This is a genomic window from Sporanaerobium hydrogeniformans (assembly GCF_002735925.1).
Lineage (GTDB): Bacteria > Bacillota > Clostridia > Lachnospirales > Cellulosilyticaceae > Sporanaerobium > Sporanaerobium hydrogeniformans.
Genome location: NZ_PEDL01000002.1, coordinates 99,418 through 118,584, shown reverse-complemented (window position 1 = coordinate 118,584; position 19,167 = coordinate 99,418). Strand labels below are relative to the sequence as shown.

General features: G+C 35.0%; 14 protein-coding genes and 1 other annotated feature. Of the genes, 2 read left to right on the top strand and 12 right to left on the bottom strand.

The genetic code is table 11. The annotated features are described in order from the left end of the window. Positions 1–27 precede the first annotated feature (27 nt). The 8 genes from CS063_RS03435 to CS063_RS03400 all read right to left on the bottom strand — a co-directional run bounded on the left by CS063_RS03435 (position 28) and on the right by CS063_RS03400 (position 12,428). Complete coding sequence (locus CS063_RS03435) at positions 28–2,460, bottom strand: GH36-type glycosyl hydrolase domain-containing protein (protein WP_099448290.1); 2,433 nt, start codon at positions 2,458–2,460, stop codon at positions 28–30. 323 nt (positions 2,461–2,783) lie between these two features. Next, entirely contained in the window at positions 2,784–4,553 is a 1,770-nt protein-coding gene (locus tag CS063_RS03430) for a sensor histidine kinase (RefSeq protein ID WP_099448289.1), read from the bottom strand. Beyond that, on the bottom strand, positions 4,528–6,042 hold the full coding sequence (locus tag CS063_RS03425) for a response regulator transcription factor (protein ID WP_099448288.1): 1,515 nt from the start codon (positions 6,040–6,042) through the stop codon (positions 4,528–4,530). Before CS063_RS03425 ends, CS063_RS03430 begins: the two co-directional genes overlap by 26 nt. A gap of 77 nt (positions 6,043–6,119) precedes the next feature. Beyond that, a complete protein-coding gene (locus CS063_RS03420; RefSeq protein ID WP_099448287.1) occupies positions 6,120–6,935 on the bottom strand; it encodes a carbohydrate ABC transporter permease in 816 nt (271 codons plus the stop codon). A 1-nt stretch (position 6,936) separates the two neighbouring features. Next, positions 6,937–7,845, bottom strand: a complete 909-nt coding sequence (locus CS063_RS03415; protein ID WP_099448547.1) for a carbohydrate ABC transporter permease — start codon at positions 7,843–7,845, stop codon at positions 6,937–6,939. Between the two features lie 87 nt (positions 7,846–7,932). Further along, on the bottom strand, positions 7,933–9,297 hold the full coding sequence (locus tag CS063_RS03410; protein WP_180270660.1) for an ABC transporter substrate-binding protein: 1,365 nt from the start codon (positions 9,295–9,297) through the stop codon (positions 7,933–7,935). Positions 9,298–9,606: 309 nt separating this feature from the next. After that, positions 9,607–11,769, bottom strand: coding sequence for a 1,3-beta-galactosyl-N-acetylhexosamine phosphorylase (gnpA, locus tag CS063_RS03405; RefSeq protein ID WP_099448285.1), 2,163 nt, complete (start codon positions 11,767–11,769; stop codon positions 9,607–9,609). A gap of 212 nt (positions 11,770–11,981) precedes the next feature. Beyond that, positions 11,982–12,428: a hypothetical protein gene (locus CS063_RS03400; protein WP_099448284.1), complete on the bottom strand. Its 447-nt coding sequence runs from the start codon at positions 12,426–12,428 to the stop codon at positions 11,982–11,984. Between the two features lie 686 nt (positions 12,429–13,114). On the opposite strand from CS063_RS03400, the gene CS063_RS03395 reads away from it, so the two are divergent. Beyond that, the gene (locus tag CS063_RS03395) at positions 13,115–13,261 is read left to right on the top strand and encodes an iron-containing alcohol dehydrogenase (protein WP_143452437.1); all 147 of its coding nucleotides are present in this window, start codon (positions 13,115–13,117) and stop codon (positions 13,259–13,261) included. Between the two features lie 25 nt (positions 13,262–13,286). After that, complete coding sequence (locus CS063_RS03390) at positions 13,287–14,186, top strand: aldo/keto reductase (protein WP_099448282.1); 900 nt, start codon at positions 13,287–13,289, stop codon at positions 14,184–14,186. A 198-nt stretch (positions 14,187–14,384) separates the two neighbouring features. Here the strand turns inward: CS063_RS03390 and asnS are convergent, their stop codons facing one another. From asnS to CS063_RS03370, 4 genes are all read right to left on the bottom strand, one after another. Continuing rightward, positions 14,385–15,773, bottom strand: coding sequence for an asparagine--tRNA ligase (gene asnS, locus CS063_RS03385; RefSeq protein WP_099448281.1), 1,389 nt, complete (start codon positions 15,771–15,773; stop codon positions 14,385–14,387). Between the two features lie 94 nt (positions 15,774–15,867). Beyond that, positions 15,868–16,085, bottom strand: a binding site (T-box leader). Between the two features lie 67 nt (positions 16,086–16,152). Beyond that, positions 16,153–16,965, bottom strand: a complete 813-nt coding sequence (locus CS063_RS03380; RefSeq protein WP_099448280.1) for a TrmH family RNA methyltransferase — start codon at positions 16,963–16,965, stop codon at positions 16,153–16,155. Further along, positions 16,955–17,620 carry a potassium channel family protein gene (locus tag CS063_RS03375; RefSeq protein ID WP_099448279.1) on the bottom strand — a complete coding sequence of 222 codons (666 nt, stop codon included), beginning with the start codon at positions 17,618–17,620 and terminating at the stop codon, positions 16,955–16,957. Before CS063_RS03375 ends, CS063_RS03380 begins: the two co-directional genes overlap by 11 nt. An 18-nt stretch (positions 17,621–17,638) precedes the next feature. Beyond that, positions 17,639–19,060 carry a TrkH family potassium uptake protein gene (locus tag CS063_RS03370; protein ID WP_099448278.1) on the bottom strand — a complete coding sequence of 474 codons (1,422 nt, stop codon included), beginning with the start codon at positions 19,058–19,060 and terminating at the stop codon, positions 17,639–17,641. Between the last annotated feature and the right edge of the window lie 107 nt (positions 19,061–19,167).

The window sequence follows — 19,167 nt, the reverse complement described above, 5'->3', positions numbered from 1 at the left end:
ATTGTTTGATGTACCTACCCTAAAATACTAACCTAATGTAACTTCTACTTTATGTGTACCTTCTGTAAAGTTTGGAATAGTATTACCTTCTATCTTTTTACCATCTACAAGCATTTCCTTTACCCCTCTACATACATGATGAGGATTACTAATAGTAATCTCATAAAGGGCTCCTTTAAATTCTCTTGTTACAGTGTAACCTTTCCAGTCAGCTGGAATACATGGGTCGACTTTAAGTCCTTTATAATCTGGTTTAATCCCTAGAATCCATTGAGAAATCGTAATAAAATTCCATGCAGCTGTACCTGTTAACCAAGAGTTCTTTGCTTCACCATGTCTCACTGCATCCTTACCAGCAATCATTTGTGAATAAACATAGGGTTCTGTCTTATGAATATCACTGATATCTTCAAGATAAGCTGGTGCAATTTTCTTATACACTTCAAAAGCTCTATCCCCACGACCAATTACTGTTTCTGCACAAGCAATCCATGGATTATTATGACAGAAGATACCTGCATTTTCTTTGTAACCTTGTGGATAAGTAGAGATTTCACCCATTTCTACATAATACTTTGTAAAGGCTGGGTTATTGAGTACAATACCATATGCCGTATCAAGCCTTTCTGCTACAGAATGAAGGGCTTTTTCAGCTAAGCCTTCTTCCACACCGATACCACCCATAATACAAAAACCTTGTGGCTCAATAAAGATTTTTCCTTCCTCATTCTCATTACTTCCAATTTTGTTGCCATAGAAATCATAAGCACGTAGGAACCATTCTCCATCATAACCATGTTCAATAACGGCTTTTTTCATTTTATCAACTTCTACCTGTGCACGATTGGCTTCTTCTTCATAGCCGATTTCTTTGCATAAGGTAATATATTCGTTACCAATATAAACAAACATACCTGCAATGAAAACAGATTCAGCTACGCCACCTGCTTGATTCTCTGTTGTTTGGAAAGATTCTCCTGGGGTCGTTGAAAAACAGTTCAAATTCAAACAATCATTCCAGTCAGCACGTCCAATAAGAGGTAGTCCATGTGGTCCTAAATGATTAATAACATGATTAAAAGAAACTTTTAAATGCTCAAACAAAGAGGCTGTATTCTTTTCATCATTATCAAAAGGTACTTTCTCCTCTAATATGCCAAAGTCACCTGTTTCTTTAATATAAGCCGTTGTCCCTAAAATAAGCCATAGTGGGTCGTCATTAAAACCACTGCCAATATCATTATTTCCCTTTTTAGTAAGAGGTTGATATTGGTGGTAGCAACTACCATCTTCAAATTGTGTAGCTGCGATATCAAGGATTCTTTCGCGTGCTCTTTCTGGAATTTGATGGACAAAACCAAGAAGGTCTTGATTGGAATCTCTAAAGCCCATACCCCGGCCAATGCCTGATTCAAAGTAGGAAGCACTACGTGACATATTAAAGGTAACCATACATTGATAAGGATTCCAAATATTTACCATACGATTCAATTTTTCATCATCACTTTGAAGAGTATAGTGTGAAAGTAAACTTGACCAATTCGCCTTAAGCTCTTTAAAAGCTTCCTCTACTCCCTCATTGGTTTCAAAACGTTCCATAATAGCTTGAGCTGGTGCTTTATTAATAACGCCTTTTGACTCCCATTTTTCTTCGTCTGGATTTTCTACATAGCCTAAAATAAAGATAAGTATTTTTTCTTCACCTGGAGCAAGTTCTATGTTTACTTGATGAGCAGCAATAGGTGACCAACCACTTGCTACAGAGTTTTTACAAGCTCCTTCTCTCACACTATCAGGCGCTTCAAAACCATTATAAAGCCCAATGAAAGCATCACGATCTGTGTCATATGCTGCAACAGGTGCATTGACTGAGTAGAAAGCATAATGATTTCTTCTTTCTTTATATTCCGTTTTATGATAAATAGCACTCCCTTGAATTTCTACTTCTCCTGTACTAAAGTTTCTTTGGAAATTAGTCGCATCATCTTGTGCATCCCATAAACAAAATTCAATAAAGGAAAAAAGTTTAATCGATTTATTGGTATTAGATGTATTTTTTACTTTTAAACGATGAACTTCTGCGTTCACTCCCTTTGGTACAAAGGCAAGTTGCTCCACACGTACACCATTTCTTTCTCCTATAAAGGTGGAATAACCAAGACCATGACGACATTCGTAAAAGGTAAGGTCTTTTTTTACTGGTTTCCATGTATGCGACCATACATCTCCTCCATCATTAATATAAAAATATCTTCCTCCATTATCAATAGGCACACTATTGTACCTAAAGCGTGTTATTCTCCTTAATCTTGCATCCTTATAGAAGGCATAACCACCACTTGTATTTGAAATCAAACCAAAAAACTCTTCACTCCCTAAATAATTAATCCATGGATAGGGTGTTTGAGGTGTGGTAATGACATACTCACGGTTTGCATCATCAAAATAACCAAATCTCATTGTCTTATCTCCCCTTACGCGTTGTATTTTTACTATTTTAATTCTATTTTTAATACTCTTTAAAGTAAATAGAGGATATTGTTATACCCTTTAAAATCTTGCACTTTTAAAATAGCTTCCCCATTACTTTTTTACCTCATTATTTTCACAAGAAAATCTTCTCTACTGTCAATTTTTTACTAATTAATCCCTGTAAAAGCTATGCTCTTCTACACTTACCTTCTTTCACTCACTCATCATAGAAAATTTTAAAAAAGTGCTATAAAACGATTTCATCTGTTCGCTTTATAGCACTTTATGCTGTCTATTCAGTTATAAATTTTCTAATTATTTTCTCGTGCTACATAATAAGGAATATGAATCACTACCTGTGTTCCAACACCTTCTACACTATCTATTGTTAAGTTCCCTTTAGCTCCATAAATCTGTTGAATACGCTGTCTTACATTAGCTACTCCAATGCTTCTCATTTCCCCTTTGATCTCTTGATCATTTTGTAGCAAATCTTGTATACGTTCTTTTGACATGCCTATTCCACTATCTGCTACACTTAATCTTAGCTGCTCCTCTACTTGAGTAATAGTTATTACAAGAGAACCTTTTTCAAGCTTAGCTGCCAAACCATGGAAAATCGCATTTTCTACTAGAGGCTGCAACAATATGTTGGGTATTTCACACTTTAGTAATTTCTCATCATAACTATAAGTTATCTCAAATCTATCCGGATAACGGTACTGCTGTAAGATAAGATAATTTTTAATGTTTTTTATCTCCTGATCTAAGGTAGTCATAATGCTGTCTTTGTTAAGTTTAATCGTATCTTGCAACAAAGAAGTAAAAGCATTTGTAAATGCTATAATTTCTGTTGCCTCCACTTTTTGTGCCATGTAAACAATGTTATTTAACGTATTATAGATAAAATGTGGATTAATCTGAAGCATCAATCTATTAAGCTCCATCTCTTTTAAAATACGTTCTTTCTCTACCGATTCTTTCATTAAATTCTCTATGTTATTTACCATGTTGTTAAATGCATGCCCTAATACTTCCCACTCATCACAGGTATGAATATTTACTTGAAAACTAAAATTACCTTTTCCTACCTCTATTGCAGCCTGATGTAATTGCTCTACTGGATTCATGAGCTTCTTAATAAAGTAATAGAGGATGATATACACCAAGACTAACCCAATAATTCCTACCCCAACAAAAAAATATTGAAGATACTTTAGTTTGTCTACTAATAATGCCTTTGATATCTCACTAACAAATAGCCATCCATCTTTTAAATCAGTGTTAACCAATAGTATATTGCCATTTTCTAATAGTAACTCTTGCTGTTTGGTCGATAGACACTCTTCTATCGTGGCTGTAATAGTTCCCTTTTCTACTAATGCATCTCCCCATTTATCATATAGGGCATATCCACTTAATAGGGTGTCCTCTAATTTTACAAGACTCTCCAGTTCTTTATGTCCTACGTTTATAATAATGTCTCCTATAATATCTTGTGGAACATTCATATTACGATAGGTAATCAAATAACTTATTACCTGTTGTGGTATTTTTTCTTGCTCTAATCGATAACCATGAAGCCTAGAAAATCCTCCCTTTGGGTGTTTCTCCTTTAACTCGCCGTACCATGCTTCTTCTGCTGGATCAAATACAATCTCTTGTTGATTACTCGATAAAATTTCTGTATAAGGTGTTATAACAGACACGCTGTATAAATAATCTCTTACATTGATATAACTCATTAATTTCTTTTTTATATTTCCTTTAATAACAAGTTTATCAAATATATCCTTTTCTTCATATTGTGCGATTGCTTGTATTTCACTCTCTATAGACATCTGCCTAGCAAGCCGAATGACTTCATCTTGCATATTATTGACTTGTGTTACTACATACTGTAACTTTTGACTTTCATCTCTAACAGCTTGTTCTTTTAATAAATTAAAAAAATAGCTATAGTTATAAGTTGCATTAATAATCCAAATACAAGTAACAGTTAGTAGAACAGCCACCACTAGTTTGGCGCTAATAGAGTACCTAAAATACTTGCTTTTATTGTAAATTTTTAAGGTATTCACTTGGGCTAACTCCCTCTACTCTTTTAAATACATAGCTGAAATATTGACTAGAGGTAAAACCTACCTGTGTATAAATATCACTGATTTTATCCTCTCCAGCCTTCATCATCTCCTTTGCTTTAGCAATCCGATAATTGGTCAAATAATCAACTAATGTAATGTCTACTTCCTTTCTAAACAACTTACGTAAATGCCCTTCCGACAAATGAACTGCTTCTGCTATATCCTGTATTGCAATATTCTTTTCATAATTGTTATGTATATAGGTAAGTGCTGCTATTATTTTTCTAGAATAGGCTTTTATAGCTTGCTCTTCTTTTTCTAACCTTAGGTGGTGTAGCAAATCCAAAAATACATCTACTATTTCTTCTACCGTATAGATAGCTTGTGGCCAAGCATTGTAGGTACTATGAGACTCCGCAAAATATTTAAAGACTATCCATAGCTCTCTTATTCTTTCGTTAAAGCCTTGGAAATCATAACACTTTGCAAAATCTTCTATTGCCTTTTTAAGTATTTCGTCACTTTCCTCTTTCTGGTACGTAAACAGTTTTTCTACCCACTTCCTTATGTCCTGTGTGGTTCTAATCTTTATGGGGTCTTGCTGAGGTTCTACTATATCTTTTTGACGTATAACAACTTCTTTGCCATAACGAAATAAATAGTTACTCTTCTGTTCCATTTCTTTATAAAGTGTTGGAAGTTGAAAAAAACTACCTACCCTATCAGAGATGATACAGCTTACAGCCACATTTTTTTCGTTACAATAACCTTTTACTTTATTCGCATATTCTATTAATAATTGGCTACTATCTCCTACATCTTTCTGTATTATCATAATAGAACAACTGCTTCCATTCTCCATATGGATGGCATTGCGACAGCTTACACCTCCATCTACAGCTAAGTCTTCTAGTGCTATTGCATCTACTTCCTCTGTTCTCCTTACCCACTGGTCACTCCCAATGGGTCTACTGTATGCAATATAGACTAATGCGTATCCCACATCACCGTCCTCTAAATCACCTATCATTTCTTCTCCTTGAGATACCAAAAACCTTCTTAAGTTATACTGCGTATAACGATGGGATTTTTTTCTCTCTCCACTCAGTTGCTCACCTATCTTTATTAATTCTTCATCCACACTTTTTTGTGTTAATTCATTTTTTAATAGATAAGAAGTAACGCCTATCTCCATCCCTTTTTTTACATAGTCAAAATCTCTATAAGAGGTAAGTAAAATAATTTTTACAATCTTATTTTGTGCTAATATTTTTTCTGATAACTCTAGTCCATCCATTATAGGCATCCTGATATCTATAAAAACAATATCCGGTTTTAACCGTATGATCTGTGGCAATGCCATTGCACCATTAAAAGCTTCTCCTATTACTTGATAGAAAGGAGAAGCTTTTTCTAATAAACTTTTTAAATACTGTATCGCCATCATTTCATCATCGACAATAAATATCTTTAGCTTTCTATTCATGTACTTCCTCCTGTCCGAGCAAACTACATGAATATTATATCATATTCGCATTTATTTTTAAACACCTTGTACAATCATCATCCCTTTACTGCTCCTGCTGTTAGTCCTTTTATAAAACTTCTTGAACCACAAACAAACATAAGTAACAATGGAATAGTAGCAAGTACCAGACCTGCTAACTGTGCCCCATAATCTGTACGATAAGCATTTGCCAGTCCCTTAATGAAAATCGGAATGGTTGTTAAGTTAGCTTTATTAACAAATACCAGTGGTACTAAATAACTGTTCCATGACCAGAGGAAAATCAATAAACAAAGTGTCAAAATCCCTGGTTTAATACAAGGAAATACTATTTGGAAGAAAATCCTTGGCTCACTTGCTCCATCTATTCGTGCACTCTCTACAATTTCTAAGGGTAAACTGCCTTCAATAAATTGAATCATCCAGAAAGCCCCAAAGCCATTGGCAAACCAGATAAGAATCATGGGCCATAAAGTATTGGTTAAATGAAAACTCCTCATCTCAATCATATAACCAATAATCCCTATTTGGGTAGGTACCATCATAGTAAGCATGATAAAGGTTTTTAAGAATTTTTTATACTTAAAATTATAAACTGTTACAGCATAACCTACTCCTGCACTAATCAGTACGCATACTGCCATTGAGATACTCGAAATAAATAAACTGTTTCCATAAGCTTGAATGAAGTTAGATTGAAAAACTGTAGAGATATTCGTTCCTAAATAATCAGATGGAAAAAATGGAAGTCCTTTAAAGATTTGTTCTGTCTTATAAGTAGACATGGTTAGCATTAAGTAAAACGGTACTAAGGAAATAAAAGATATAAAGATTAAAAATAAATAAGAAAATCCTTTTATGAATCGGCTCATCTTAATTTTCCTCCTTTCCATTCATAAATTTCATCCCAATTAAAGAGATAATCACAATAATAATGAATAAGGTAGTTGCAATCGCTGAACCGTATCCTAATCGAGCTGTAGAACCAAATGCTACATCATAAAAATTCCATACCATTGTTAGACAAGATCTGTCTGGTCCACCTATAATACTTGTAGTAGATACATTAAACATGAGATTCGGTTCATCAAATAATTGCAGGGCATAAATAACACTGGTTAATACGATAAAGACTGTAATAGGTCTTAACAAGGGTACAGTAATCTTAAAGAAAGTTTTTATCGTACTTGCTCCATCTACCTTAGCTGCCTCATATATATCTTCTGATATGCTGGTGATACCAGCTAAATAGAGTGCCATATAGTATCCCGTACACTTCCAAATAATCATAAAACCAATAACTAATGGTGCAAACTTCGCATTTCCTAGCCAGTTCACTCCCTCTCCTCCAAAAGCTTCTATTATACGATTAATAACACCTGTATTCCAATCAAATAAGAAAGTAAATACAAGTCCAATAGCAACTGGAGTAGTAATATAGGGCAAAAAGTTTATAGTTTGAAAAAAGTTTCTAAATTTCTTTAAATTGCTTAAAAATGCAGCTATAATAAGTCCTAAAAAAATCGATACTGGAAATCCCAAAATCATTATATAAAGTGTATTCCACAAAGATTTTATAAACGTTTTATCCTTAGTAAATATCCTAACATAGTTACCCCATCCTACAAAAACTTTTTCTCCGACCCCACTCCAGTCAGTAAAACTTAGATAAAAAGAATACAGAATAGGATAGAGATTAAAAATTAAAAAGCATATCACAAACGGTGCAATAAATATGGTCGGCCACATTACCGTATATTTCTTGTTCGCCTTGCTATTCATCAGCCATTCCTCCATCATAATAAAAGGTGGAAAAGTGGTATGTTGCTCCCCCTCTTCCACCTTTATTCATTCTATTTTAACTGCTTATTATTCGATTACAATGCTGTCGTCCATAATTCTGTTTTGGCACTCTTCTAAACCTTTTTCAATTGCCTTTTCTACTGTCATGCTTCCATCTGACATAATTGCAGTCGCTAATAGATCACGGATATCAATTACTGTTTGATCATAGATAGATGGAGTTGGTAATTGGATACTTCCTGCAATCTCACCATATAAGAATCCTCCAATATCTTGACCAGCAAAGAATGGATCTTCACCAGATGCATAAGAAGCATCTTCATAGAATTCTTTTGTTGGTACGTAGTACTCTACTTCAGATTTCGCTACATCTACACCATCTTGTGTTAAAAAGGCCCAGTTCATAAATTCCCAAGCAGCTGCCTTTTCTGCATCTGTACTAGTATTTGTAATACCTATAGAGCATCCACCATGACTGTACCCACCTGTAGCTGGCATCATTAATCCCCAGTTACCTGATCCATCTGGGTCATTGGCTTTGATGTAGTAAGTGATTGCCCAGTTTGGACAAGGATAGAAGATATGAGAGTCTCCTGCATATGTAGCATTTGCCTGTGGTGTACCATTTTCAAATGTATCAACTACCTTGTTGTCTCTCATTTGAACAAGTAAATCCATAACAGGTGTCATTTTCTTTGTAAAATTAAGTGTTTTTCCATTTTGAAGATCTGTTGAATCTGCAAAGTATAACCACTCTGCTACTGCTCCACCTGAATGGAATAAGTAAGTTTTTCCACCTGATTTTTCTTGCACCTCTTTACCATATTTAATATAGTCTTCTGGTGTACTAAGAATTTTAGCTAACTCATTTGGATCATCTGTACCAAAGTACTCTTTTGCTAAATCTCTTTTGTAAGCAATTGCAGATGGTGATACAGATTGTTCAATACCAATTAGTTTACCATCTTCTGTCATTGCTCTATCTTTAATAAAGTCAAAGAACTTATTAGGGTCTACATTATAAGGAGCTTGTGTAAGGTCTTCAAAAACCCCCAACTCTTTGTAGTTTGCAATCAAGGTACAGCTTTGTTGTACCATAGTAGGTAACTCAGAACCTGATGCAATAGCTTGCTGAATTTTTGTAAAGTAGTCACTGTATGCAACATTTGTAACTTCAATTTTGATATTAGGATGGTCTTTTTCAAACGCTTTAATCATTGGCTCATACCAGTTTGTATCCCATCCCCAGTATGTAATAGTCGTTACATCAGAACCAGCATCCCCTGATGTATTTTGTTGCCCTCCTGCATTTGACTCTTGGCCAGTAGGTGTCTTTGCATCTGCATTGGAAGAGGAATTGCCACATCCAGCTAATGAAGTAGCTGCTAGCATTGAAGCAAGCCCCCATGTTAGAATTTTTCTTAATTTCATACTATCTCTCCTTATCATTTTATCATTACCTTCCTAACACCTATTATAATAGCTCTACTACTTTGCGTTAATTTCAGAATTCAATCATTAGATAAGAAATTCGAACATTATACTTATTTTTGCACTTTATACACAATAAATTTACTTAAAGCAATGACCCTACTATACATATGTGTCATATTATTTGCTATTTGTTCATTTTAGAATTAGCAAAACTTATGTCTTTCAATCAAAAAAATAAGTCAATAAAGTAGACATCTTTATTTCTCGTTTTTGTGTCTACTTTATTGACTATTATCCACTTTTTACTTATTTCGTTTCAATCTCCACAGCTTTAAACCCAAATGCTTCTATTTTTCCTTTGAATGTACCTGTGGGTGTAGTAACTGCTACCTCTTGGCAAGTATCTGATTGATTGATACATAAAAGCTTATTGATTTTCTCATAATAAGCACATTCTACATATTTATTATCTGTTATATAGTGATTATCCTCCTCAGTTGCCCATAGCAATAAGTTCTGTAACATACGATTGTTTTCAAGCGTTGTTTCAAACCCTCCCATGTAGATTCCTTTTCCACTACCAAAGTCATGTACTGTCATACCTATTTTTTCATTATTACCTAATACTACTTTTGTCCTCTCATTTGTCAAATAGATAGCATCTCCTGCCTCTACTTCACACCCTTCTACTAAAAAGGCTTCTTCTGTTACCTCATATTGCCATTTACCATGACAGATTCTAGCTCCTGTATCTTTATCTACACCTAGTACTTGAGCCATTCTAAAGTAAGTATCAAAGCCTTCTACAGCTGATGGTTCACCGACTCCAATAAAGATACCTCCATCATGTACCCATTTTGTGAGTGTCTCTACTAAGTAACTAGATTTCCAAGCCTCTCCACCACTCCAAGCCGTACCTGCATTACCTGCATTAATGATAACTTGAACATCAGGTAATCCGTTTTTCTCCACTTCCTCAAAGCTAAAAAATACTACCTCAAATGGCATTCCGGATAGTGCCTCATTTAAATGAATTAAATCATGCATATAGGTTTCATGGAAGTGCCCTGAAAGAGTCCATGGTCTAAGACTTCCCCACGCATGTAGTACCCCAATTTTAATGTTTTTAACCACAGGCTTCTCCTGCTGTAAACAAGATGCTATCACCTGAAATTCTTCCACAATAGTATCCATGGTATTGCAAAATGCTGGCTGTTCTTCTACTAAGTGTAGATAACCACCTAATCCTATACGTTGAATAGGCTCTCTTAAAAGTGCTCTACGTACTTGTAACCAATACTTCCTTGCATCCTCCTCTGGCTTACCCCCTTCTTGGAATGTAGGTGCACCACCTAATCCTACTGGGAAGAGGTATGGATGTAAGCGAATCTCATGGACTAGTACATCTACACCTGCACAGAGCCTTGCTTCATATCCAGAAAATACGCACTTAATCAGCCCATCAAAACCATACTCTTTAAAACGCTCACCATAAGGTTCTAATCCAACCCAGCTATCATCATAAAAAACATAGGCTTTTTTTCCATAGGCATGAACAATCTCTACAAGTTCTTTTCCAAAGGTTACTACCATATCCTGAATAAAGTTCATCCAATCTTTTGTATGAGGTTGGGGTACCATATGGGTTACATGGAACTTTCCTTGATTAATGAAGTCTTCTGCTGTTAATGCATATCCATATTGCTCCTCAAAATCTTTTAAAGCCTTAGAGGATACAGTAAAATCATAAGAACCCCAGTCCGTAAATAAGTGACGATTCCTTTCTGAAGCCCCCCACATCCATACAAAATTATAAAACAAAGAAGTAAATCGCACTACATTTGTATGAGGATGGTTCTTACACCAATTATGTAACCATTCTTTGAGATATTCCCTTACCGCTTCATACCTAGGTTCTATAGGAATAAGATGCTCCGCTTCCCAACTATTGGTTACATGGTTATACATAGAGATCTCTTCCCATATCCTATACGCTAGAAAACTAAGTGTATAGGTATGCCATGGTACAATATTTTTTAGTAGGACTACTTCTTTTTCTTTATCATATTCCCAGTTTGCTCTGTCTACTAGCTGGTTAGTCGTTCTGTCGTATACCTCCCAGTATCCCATTGCTTCTTCTGTATCATTTACTTTAAACTGCTCTTTAAAAAAATCCTTCATAATATCTATTTCAAGCTTGCTGCTTGTAGCAACAATCGGTGATGTCATTAAGAAAGTCTGCTGAATATATTCTGGATGCTGTTTGATCCACTCGTTATGTCCCCTAATAATACAAATAGTAGAATAGATATCGTAGCCAGCCTCTAAGATTTCTGGTGACAACTCTGTTCCATCACTATCCCTTATTACGTCTGCATGCCACCTTTTTGCTAATTCTAAAGTAAGTTTTTCATAGCCTGCCTCACCTGGTAAAGTAAAGCCTCCGGTAAATGTTGAATTTGTATGCATAGTCTCCTCCTATTATCCCTTTTGTATCCTTTCAAATAAATTTTCCTGATTAACTTCTATTTTATTTGAATTCAACCCTTAATTCTATTTAAAAATTCGAGCATTTTTATATAAATCCAAGCATTTATAGAGCTATTTGCTATCCGCATAAACCCAAGGCAAACAAGAATCCTATCTTAAAGGCTAAAGCTACTGAACCTATTCCTAATATTTTACTCTTTAACATCTATTTCACCTACACTTCGTTCTTTGTAAAAGCTCGTTGCTACAATATATCCAAATAATATCCTGAATAAACTCATGTAAGTAGATGGCTTGGTAACTAAAAAACTGCTAAAACGTCCTAGTGAAATATGGAATAGAAAGTAAAGGTAAGTTGCATAACCGAGTATAAGTGAAGGTATTCCCATAATTATAAGCTTACTTAAGTTAACCCGCCATCTTCCTTCCTTAACCTTTTCTTTTAAAAGATAGTCCGAACCAAGAAGAAGGCCAAAACCTATATATAACAGTGTAGAGGTTGCTAAAGACCAAATGATTGGGATTCTAAGAGTATCCTGCATATAATGCTCAATGCTATCTGAAGATAGCTTCCCTAAAAATATAAAGCAGCACATCAATAAAATAGAACCTACATATTTTAACGCTTTCTTTTTCATATCTTATACCCTCCTATTATTTAAAAATAACCCAGGCAAAAATTATCACTCTTATTCATTTTATACTGAGTATCCAAAGCTTAGTTTTTAGGCTTTTTATCCTTTATATGTTTTCATCTCTCTAATAATAACTTAAAATTCTAACAATTTCAAATTAATATTCAAGCTATTGGCCTGCTCTAGATTAACCTCCTATTTTTGCTTTTGTTTTTAAGAAAATGAAAAAACGTAAGCAATCAGTATCAGTAATAAAGTATGTTGTAAAATTAATAAAACATGCTGTTGCACTAAAAGTTAGTACAACAGCATCTTTGTATCGCAAAAAATCTATGATCAGTATAAACGTTCTCTACTCAATACGAATTGTTTCCATACATATACCCTTTCATTTCTTTTATTATAGCATCAAAGGTACACTATTTCTAACTGGGTAAATGGTACAGAGTCTTTCTTCTGAAGCATCCTATAAGAGTTATAATCTATTTTCTAGGCTTAATTATTTTACTCGTTTATATTTTATATTATTTATATTTAAAAATAAATATTCAAAACTCTTGACTTTGAGTTAACTCCAACATATACAATGAGTTTAAGATACAATTAAAACAATTTTAGGAGGTATTAACCATGTATTTTAATTATTGCATCCCAACAAACACTTTATTTGGAAACGGTCAACTGAATATATGATAGATTTGGCTAAGGCTCTAGGTAAAACAGATGCTACCTTTTTAATGAACTTTGTAATAGCCTTAATTGATTTGCAAAAAGCCTGCCATGTTGATCAGTTGAAAATGAGTGACTACGGCATTACTTATGATAAAGACAAATAACAATACCCGTTAAAGGAGAATTTTTATGGACTATATGAAAGTAACTGATGATTTAAGCTTTTCAAGAGTTATTGCTGGAATGATGCGAGCAAGTAGGGAAGGTCTTAGTGGCCACAAAATGACAGCGTTTGTTAATAGCTGCCTTGAAATGGGTATTACTACCTTTGACCACGCTGATATATACGGTTTAGGAGAAAGTGAGAGACTATTTGGTGAAGCTGTCTTAAAAAATAATACTTCTCTAAGAGATAAAATGCAGTTGGTTACTAAATTTAATATTGTACTCCCTACTGAAAAAAGTGATTTTGTACACTACTATGATTCTTCTGTACAGCATTTAAGGGAGTCTGTAGACGAGTCTCTTAAAAATCTTTGCACAGATTATATTGATGTTCTGCTTATTCACAGACTAGACCCACTACTTAATCCTGTGGAACTTGCAGAAGGGTTAGATACATTAGTACAAGAAGGGAAAGTTAGAAATATAGGTATTTCTAATGCAAGTTATACTTATTTTGATATGGTTAATACTTTTACAAAAACCCCTCTTGTGACTAATCAAGTGGAGGTCTCTACCCTTTATACGGATACCTTCTTTAATGGTATAATGGATAGTGCCTTAAAGCATGATATTCCAGTTATGGCTTGGTCACCTCTTGGTGGTGGAAGACTTTTTAGTCCTAAGACAGAGCAAGAAATAAGAGTTGTAAAAGTTTTAGAGACCATGGCTCAAAAATATCAAGTCGATTCTATTGATAAAATTGCCTATGCTTTTATCCTGAAGCATCCTGCTAAGATTTGCCCTGTTACAGGTTCAATGAAAATCGAACGTATTAAAGCTTGCGTAGATGCTTTGAAGATTCCTCTTTCAACCAAGGACTGGTTTATGATTCTAGAAGCTTCTCGTGGTATGGAAGTACTCTAATTCAATATTTTTAATAAAGTTACTGATGTTAACATCAAACAAAAATTCCTTTACTATTTTTTCTCTTTAAAATGAAAAAATGGGGAACAACTCTTTTTGTAATGAAAATAAAGTTGTTCCCCATTTTATTTATTTACTCTGCTATTTTGTCTTACTTTTTCCCTTACTCCTTATCCCCTTATTTCTCCTCTATCCCCTTTAAAATTCTGCTGAACCTGTCGTTCTTGGGAATGGAATAACGTCACGGATGTTGGTCATGCCTGTTAAATACATAATAAGTCTTTCAAACCCTAAGCCGAAGCCTGCATGGCGTGTGCCACCAAAACGGCGAAGGTCGAGGTACCACCAATAATCTTCTTCGTTAAGTCCAAGCTCTTTCATTCTTTCAAGTAGAACATCAAGTCTCTCTTCTCTTTGGCTACCACCAATAAGTTCACCAATACCTGGTACAAGAAGATCCATAGCAGCTACCGTTTTGTTATCTTCATTCATTCTCATATAGAAGGCTTTAATCTCTTTTGGATAGTCTGTAACAAATACAGGTTTTTGGAAGTGTTCTTCAGTTAAGTAACGCTCATGCTCTGTTTGAAGGTCACAGCCCCAGAATACTGGATACTCGAACTTCTTACTTGAGCCTTCAAGAATTTTGATAGCTTCTGTATAGGATACCTTACCAAAGTCAGCGTTTACGATATTTTCTAGTCTCTCTAGAATACCTTTATCTACAAACTGGTTAAAGAACTGCATTTCTTCTTTAGCATGCTCTAATACATAATTTATTACAAACTTCACCATATCTTCTGCAAGTTGCATATCATCATTTAAGTCTGCAAAGGCGATTTCTGGTTCAATCATCCAAAACTCAGCGGCATGTCTTGGTGTATTGGATTTCTCTGCACGGAAAGTGGGGCCAAAGGTATATACATCTCTAAAAGCCATGGCAAACGTTTCAGCCGAAAGCTGACCCGATACCGTAAGACTTGCCATTTTACCAAAAAAATCTTCTTTGAAGTTTACTTCTCCCTGCTCATTTTTAGGTGGATTAGCTGGGTCTAAAGTGGTTACCCTAAACATTTCTCCTGCCCCTTCACAGTCACTTGCTGTGATAAGTGGTGTATGTGCATACACAAAGTTTCTTTCTTGGAAAAACTTATGGATCGCATAAGCGGCTAAGGAACGTACTCTAAATACTGCACCAAAAGTATTGGTACGTGGTCTCAAATAGGCAATTTGACGAAGGTATTCAAAGGAATGACGTTTCTTTTGAAGTGGGTATTCGGGAGGACACTCACCTTCTACCTCAATTGAAGTAGCTTTAATTTCAAAAGGTTGCTTTTGACCAGGTGTTAAAACTAGTTCACCTGTTACAATAAGGGCTGCACCTACTCCTAATTTAGCAATTTCTTTAAAATTACTTAAATGATCTTCAAAAACCACTTGTACGCTTTTAAAGAAGGTTCCATCATTCACCTCAATAAATCCAAAGGTTTTTGAATCCCTTACTGTTCTTACCCAACCGGCTACAGTTACAGTCCCTACATAACTTTCTGGCATCCCATATAGGGTTCTAATTGATATTGTTTTCATCCTACTCTCTCCTTTAACATAAAATAAATGCTTCTATTTCTCCTTGCATCGATTAATCGTACTAGAAAATAAAAAAACTCCGTCCCTCTCTTTATAAAGGGACGAAGTGACTCCGCGTTACCACCCTAGTTGAACTTAAAAAAGCCCCACTCATACAAGATATAACGGTCTTACCCGGCTAGGCCTACTTAATTACTCGTTCGGTTAGCAACTCCAAGAGGTTCTTCAGTCACCATCGCCTACTAGCTTCTCACCCATCGCTAGCTCTCTGAAAGTCCGATTTGTGCTTACTCGTCTTATCATCGTCTGTACTTATTTAACTGCTTAAATTATAGGGATTTTAATTTATTTTGTCAAGCTACTGTCTTAAAACCTAACTTCATTCTTTAGGGATACATGACTGTGCATTGACCTCTAACTGACGCATTACTTCATAGATACAAATAGATGTGGCCACAGATGCATTTAAAGATTCACTTCCACCAGGCATGGGGATCATCATCTTGTAATCTGCTGCTTTTTTAATGTAGTCAGAAACACCATTTCCTTCATTACCAATGACGATGGCCAATGGATTGACAAAGTTAATATGATAAATAGGCTTTGCTTCCTCAAGTGCTGTGGCATAGATAGGTATCTCTGCTTGTCGTAAAACCTCTCTATATTCTTCTATCTCACAATCTACTACAAGTGGCACATGAAAAAGTGACCCCATAGTAGAACGTACTACCTTTGGACTAAAAACATCCACTGACCCTTTCGTAATCAAAATCCCATTTGCTCCAAAGGCATGAGCCGTACGAATAATCGTTCCCATATTACCTGGATCTTGAAGATTTTCTAAAATGAGATAAAAGCCTCTCTCTTTGAGTACTAAATCTTGAAGTTTACAATTTGGCATTTTAACCACAGCCATCACACCTTGGGGTGCTTCGGTTTCACTAATGGCTTTGTAGAGTGCTGTTGGAACTACGATCCATTTGCTTTTTTCTAGCCCTGGTAAATCCTTCACTTCTACCTCTTTGGTAGTGACATAATACTCTACCTCAAATTCCTTTGTAATTTCTCTTACTGCTCTAAGACCTTCTACTACAAAGAGCCCTTCTTTTTTACGGACAGCTTTCTTTTTTTGAAGCTGATTAATCATTTTTAAAACAGGGTTTTGTAAACTTGCTATTTCTTTAGGCATCATGACGTTTATTCTCTATCTCCTGTAAGGCTTTATTATCTCCAACTGCTACAAGTATATCTCCCTTATTAAATATATAATTAGGGCCTGGTGAAACAATAATATCTTCTTGACCTTTAATAGCAATAATATTGATATCATATTTCGTACGGATATTTAAATCCTTCATGCTTTGTTTTTCCCATTGTGGTAAAACTTCAACTTCCACAATACTATAATCTTTAGATAGCTCAATGTAATCAATAATATTTCCTGAGATTAAGTTAGTGGCAATACGCCTACCCATCTCATACTCCGGCAAAATAATACGATCCGCTCCTAGTTTTTCAAGTACACGTTGATGTATCTCTGTACTGGCTTTAGCTACTACATAAGGTATTCCTATTTCTTTAAGTAATAAGGTAATCATAATACTCGCTTGCATATCCTTACCAATAGCCACAATGGCTACATCAAAATTACGAATCCCTAGAGCACAAAGGGTATCCATATCCGTTGCATCTGCTTGTACCGCATGTGTTACTAAACTGGAAATCTCCTGTATTTTCTCCTCTGAAGGATCTACTACCATTACCTCATATCCTGCTTCCGAAAGGGTAGTTGCCACACTTACACCAAAGCGTCCTAATCCAAAAATCACAAATTGCTTACGTTTCATTTGCTTTCCTCCTCCATTTTAACCCACTAATACTTTTTCTTCTGGATATTGCAAGATGCCTTTATATTTGCTTTGTTTAATCATCAAAGCCACTGCCATTGTAATGGGACCTAAACGTCCAATAAACATCATAATGATAATCACGCCTTTTCCAAGGCTACTTAAATCAGGAGTTATCCCTAGTGTAATGCCTACTGTACCAAAGGCTGAAACCACTTCAAAAAGCAAGTCCATAAAACTTGCATTTTCAGTAAAAGTTAAAATAATCAACATAATAAAAATAGCCATCATACCAATTATAACAACTGTTAATGCACGTGAAATAATTTGTCTTGGGATACGCTTTTTGAAAACAACTGTTTCATCTTTTCCTTTAATAGTAGAAAGTGCACAAAGAATCAAAACACCTATCGTTACCGTTTTAATCCCTCCTGCAGTTCCCGCAGGTGAGCCACCTATAAACATAAGTAAGACTGTCATTAATTTAGAGGCGTCTGTCAAATCTGGAAGGGAAATGGTAAAAAAGCCTGCTGTACGTGTAGTCATAGAATGAAACATTGCACCTAATACCTTATCCTTTAAACTAAGAGGACCTAGAGTTCCAGGATTTGTATACTCTGCAAAAAAGAAAAACACAAACCCCAAAGTCAATAACCCTAAAGTAATGAGCCATACTAAACGTGTATGTACAGACATAGAATAGAGAGCTTGACTCCAATTAAGATTCTTTCCTTTTTCTTTTTTAAGCTTAAGTACCTTATACGTATCAATCCATACATTAAATCCTAAACCACCCATAATAACCAGCCCCATAACCGTTAAATTTAGAAGTATATTACCTCTATAGGGTGTTAAGCTATTATCACCAATCATATCAAAGCCTGCATTGCAAAAGGCAGAAATAGCATGAAAAACACTATACCAAATCCCTTTACCTAGACCATAATCAGGGATAAAGATAAAACTCATTAAAATAGCACCTGTTAATTCAACTAAAAGTGTTCCTATCACAATATACCTTGTAAAGCGTACAATACCTGAAGTCGTATTAAAATTAAATGCTTCTTGCATGATTAACCTGTTCTTAAGGGTAATACGCCTACCCATTATAATAAAAAGCATACTAACAAGTGTCATAAATCCAAGTCCCCCAATTTGGATACATAAAATAATAACAATTTTCCCAAAGGTGGACCAATGGGCTAACGTATTTACTACAGTTAGTCCTGTTACACAAACTGCTGATGTCGCTGTAAAAAGAGCATCAATAAAAGAGGTGTATTCACCACTCGTAGAGCTTATAGGAAGCATCAAGAGTATTGTACCTATTAAAATAACACACAAAAAACCTGTTACAAGCACCTGTGAAGGACCTAAATGACCAGATATGCCCGTACCATGTTTCATTTTAACAAATCCAGGGGCTTTTTGATTATTCATCGCATTCTCTCCTTACTTTTTATTTATCTCCTTATTCTAAACCAAAACCTTTGAAATTTCTACTTATAGTCTCTCTCTTTTTTAAGGGTTTTATGAAAAAATTTAAA

Coding starts and splice junctions, on each gene's coding strand:
- CS063_RS03435 (WP_099448290.1), bottom strand. CDS start 2,460: ATGAGATTTGGTTATTTTGATGATGCAAACCGTGAGTATGTCATTACC.
- CS063_RS03425 (WP_099448288.1), bottom strand. CDS start 6,042: ATGAATAGAAAGCTAAAGATATTTATTGTCGATGATGAAATGATGGCG.
- CS063_RS03420 (WP_099448287.1), bottom strand. CDS start 6,935: ATGAGCCGATTCATAAAAGGATTTTCTTATTTATTTTTAATCTTTATA.
- CS063_RS03415 (WP_099448547.1), bottom strand. CDS start 7,845: ATGAATAGCAAGGCGAACAAGAAATATACGGTAATGTGGCCGACCATA.
- CS063_RS03410 (WP_180270660.1), bottom strand. CDS start 9,297: ATGAAATTAAGAAAAATTCTAACATGGGGGCTTGCTTCAATGCTAGCA.
- gnpA (WP_099448285.1), bottom strand. CDS start 11,769: ATGCATACAAATTCAACATTTACCGGAGGCTTTACTTTACCAGGTGAG.
- CS063_RS03400 (WP_099448284.1), bottom strand. CDS start 12,428: ATGAAAAAGAAAGCGTTAAAATATGTAGGTTCTATTTTATTGATGTGC.
- CS063_RS03395 (WP_143452437.1), top strand. CDS start 13,115: ATGATAGATTTGGCTAAGGCTCTAGGTAAAACAGATGCTACCTTTTTA.
- CS063_RS03390 (WP_099448282.1), top strand. CDS start 13,287: ATGGACTATATGAAAGTAACTGATGATTTAAGCTTTTCAAGAGTTATT.
- asnS (WP_099448281.1), bottom strand. CDS start 15,773: ATGAAAACAATATCAATTAGAACCCTATATGGGATGCCAGAAAGTTAT.
- CS063_RS03380 (WP_099448280.1), bottom strand. CDS start 16,965: ATGATGCCTAAAGAAATAGCAAGTTTACAAAACCCTGTTTTAAAAATG.
- CS063_RS03375 (WP_099448279.1), bottom strand. CDS start 17,620: ATGAAACGTAAGCAATTTGTGATTTTTGGATTAGGACGCTTTGGTGTA.
- CS063_RS03370 (WP_099448278.1), bottom strand. CDS start 19,060: ATGAATAATCAAAAAGCCCCTGGATTTGTTAAAATGAAACATGGTACG.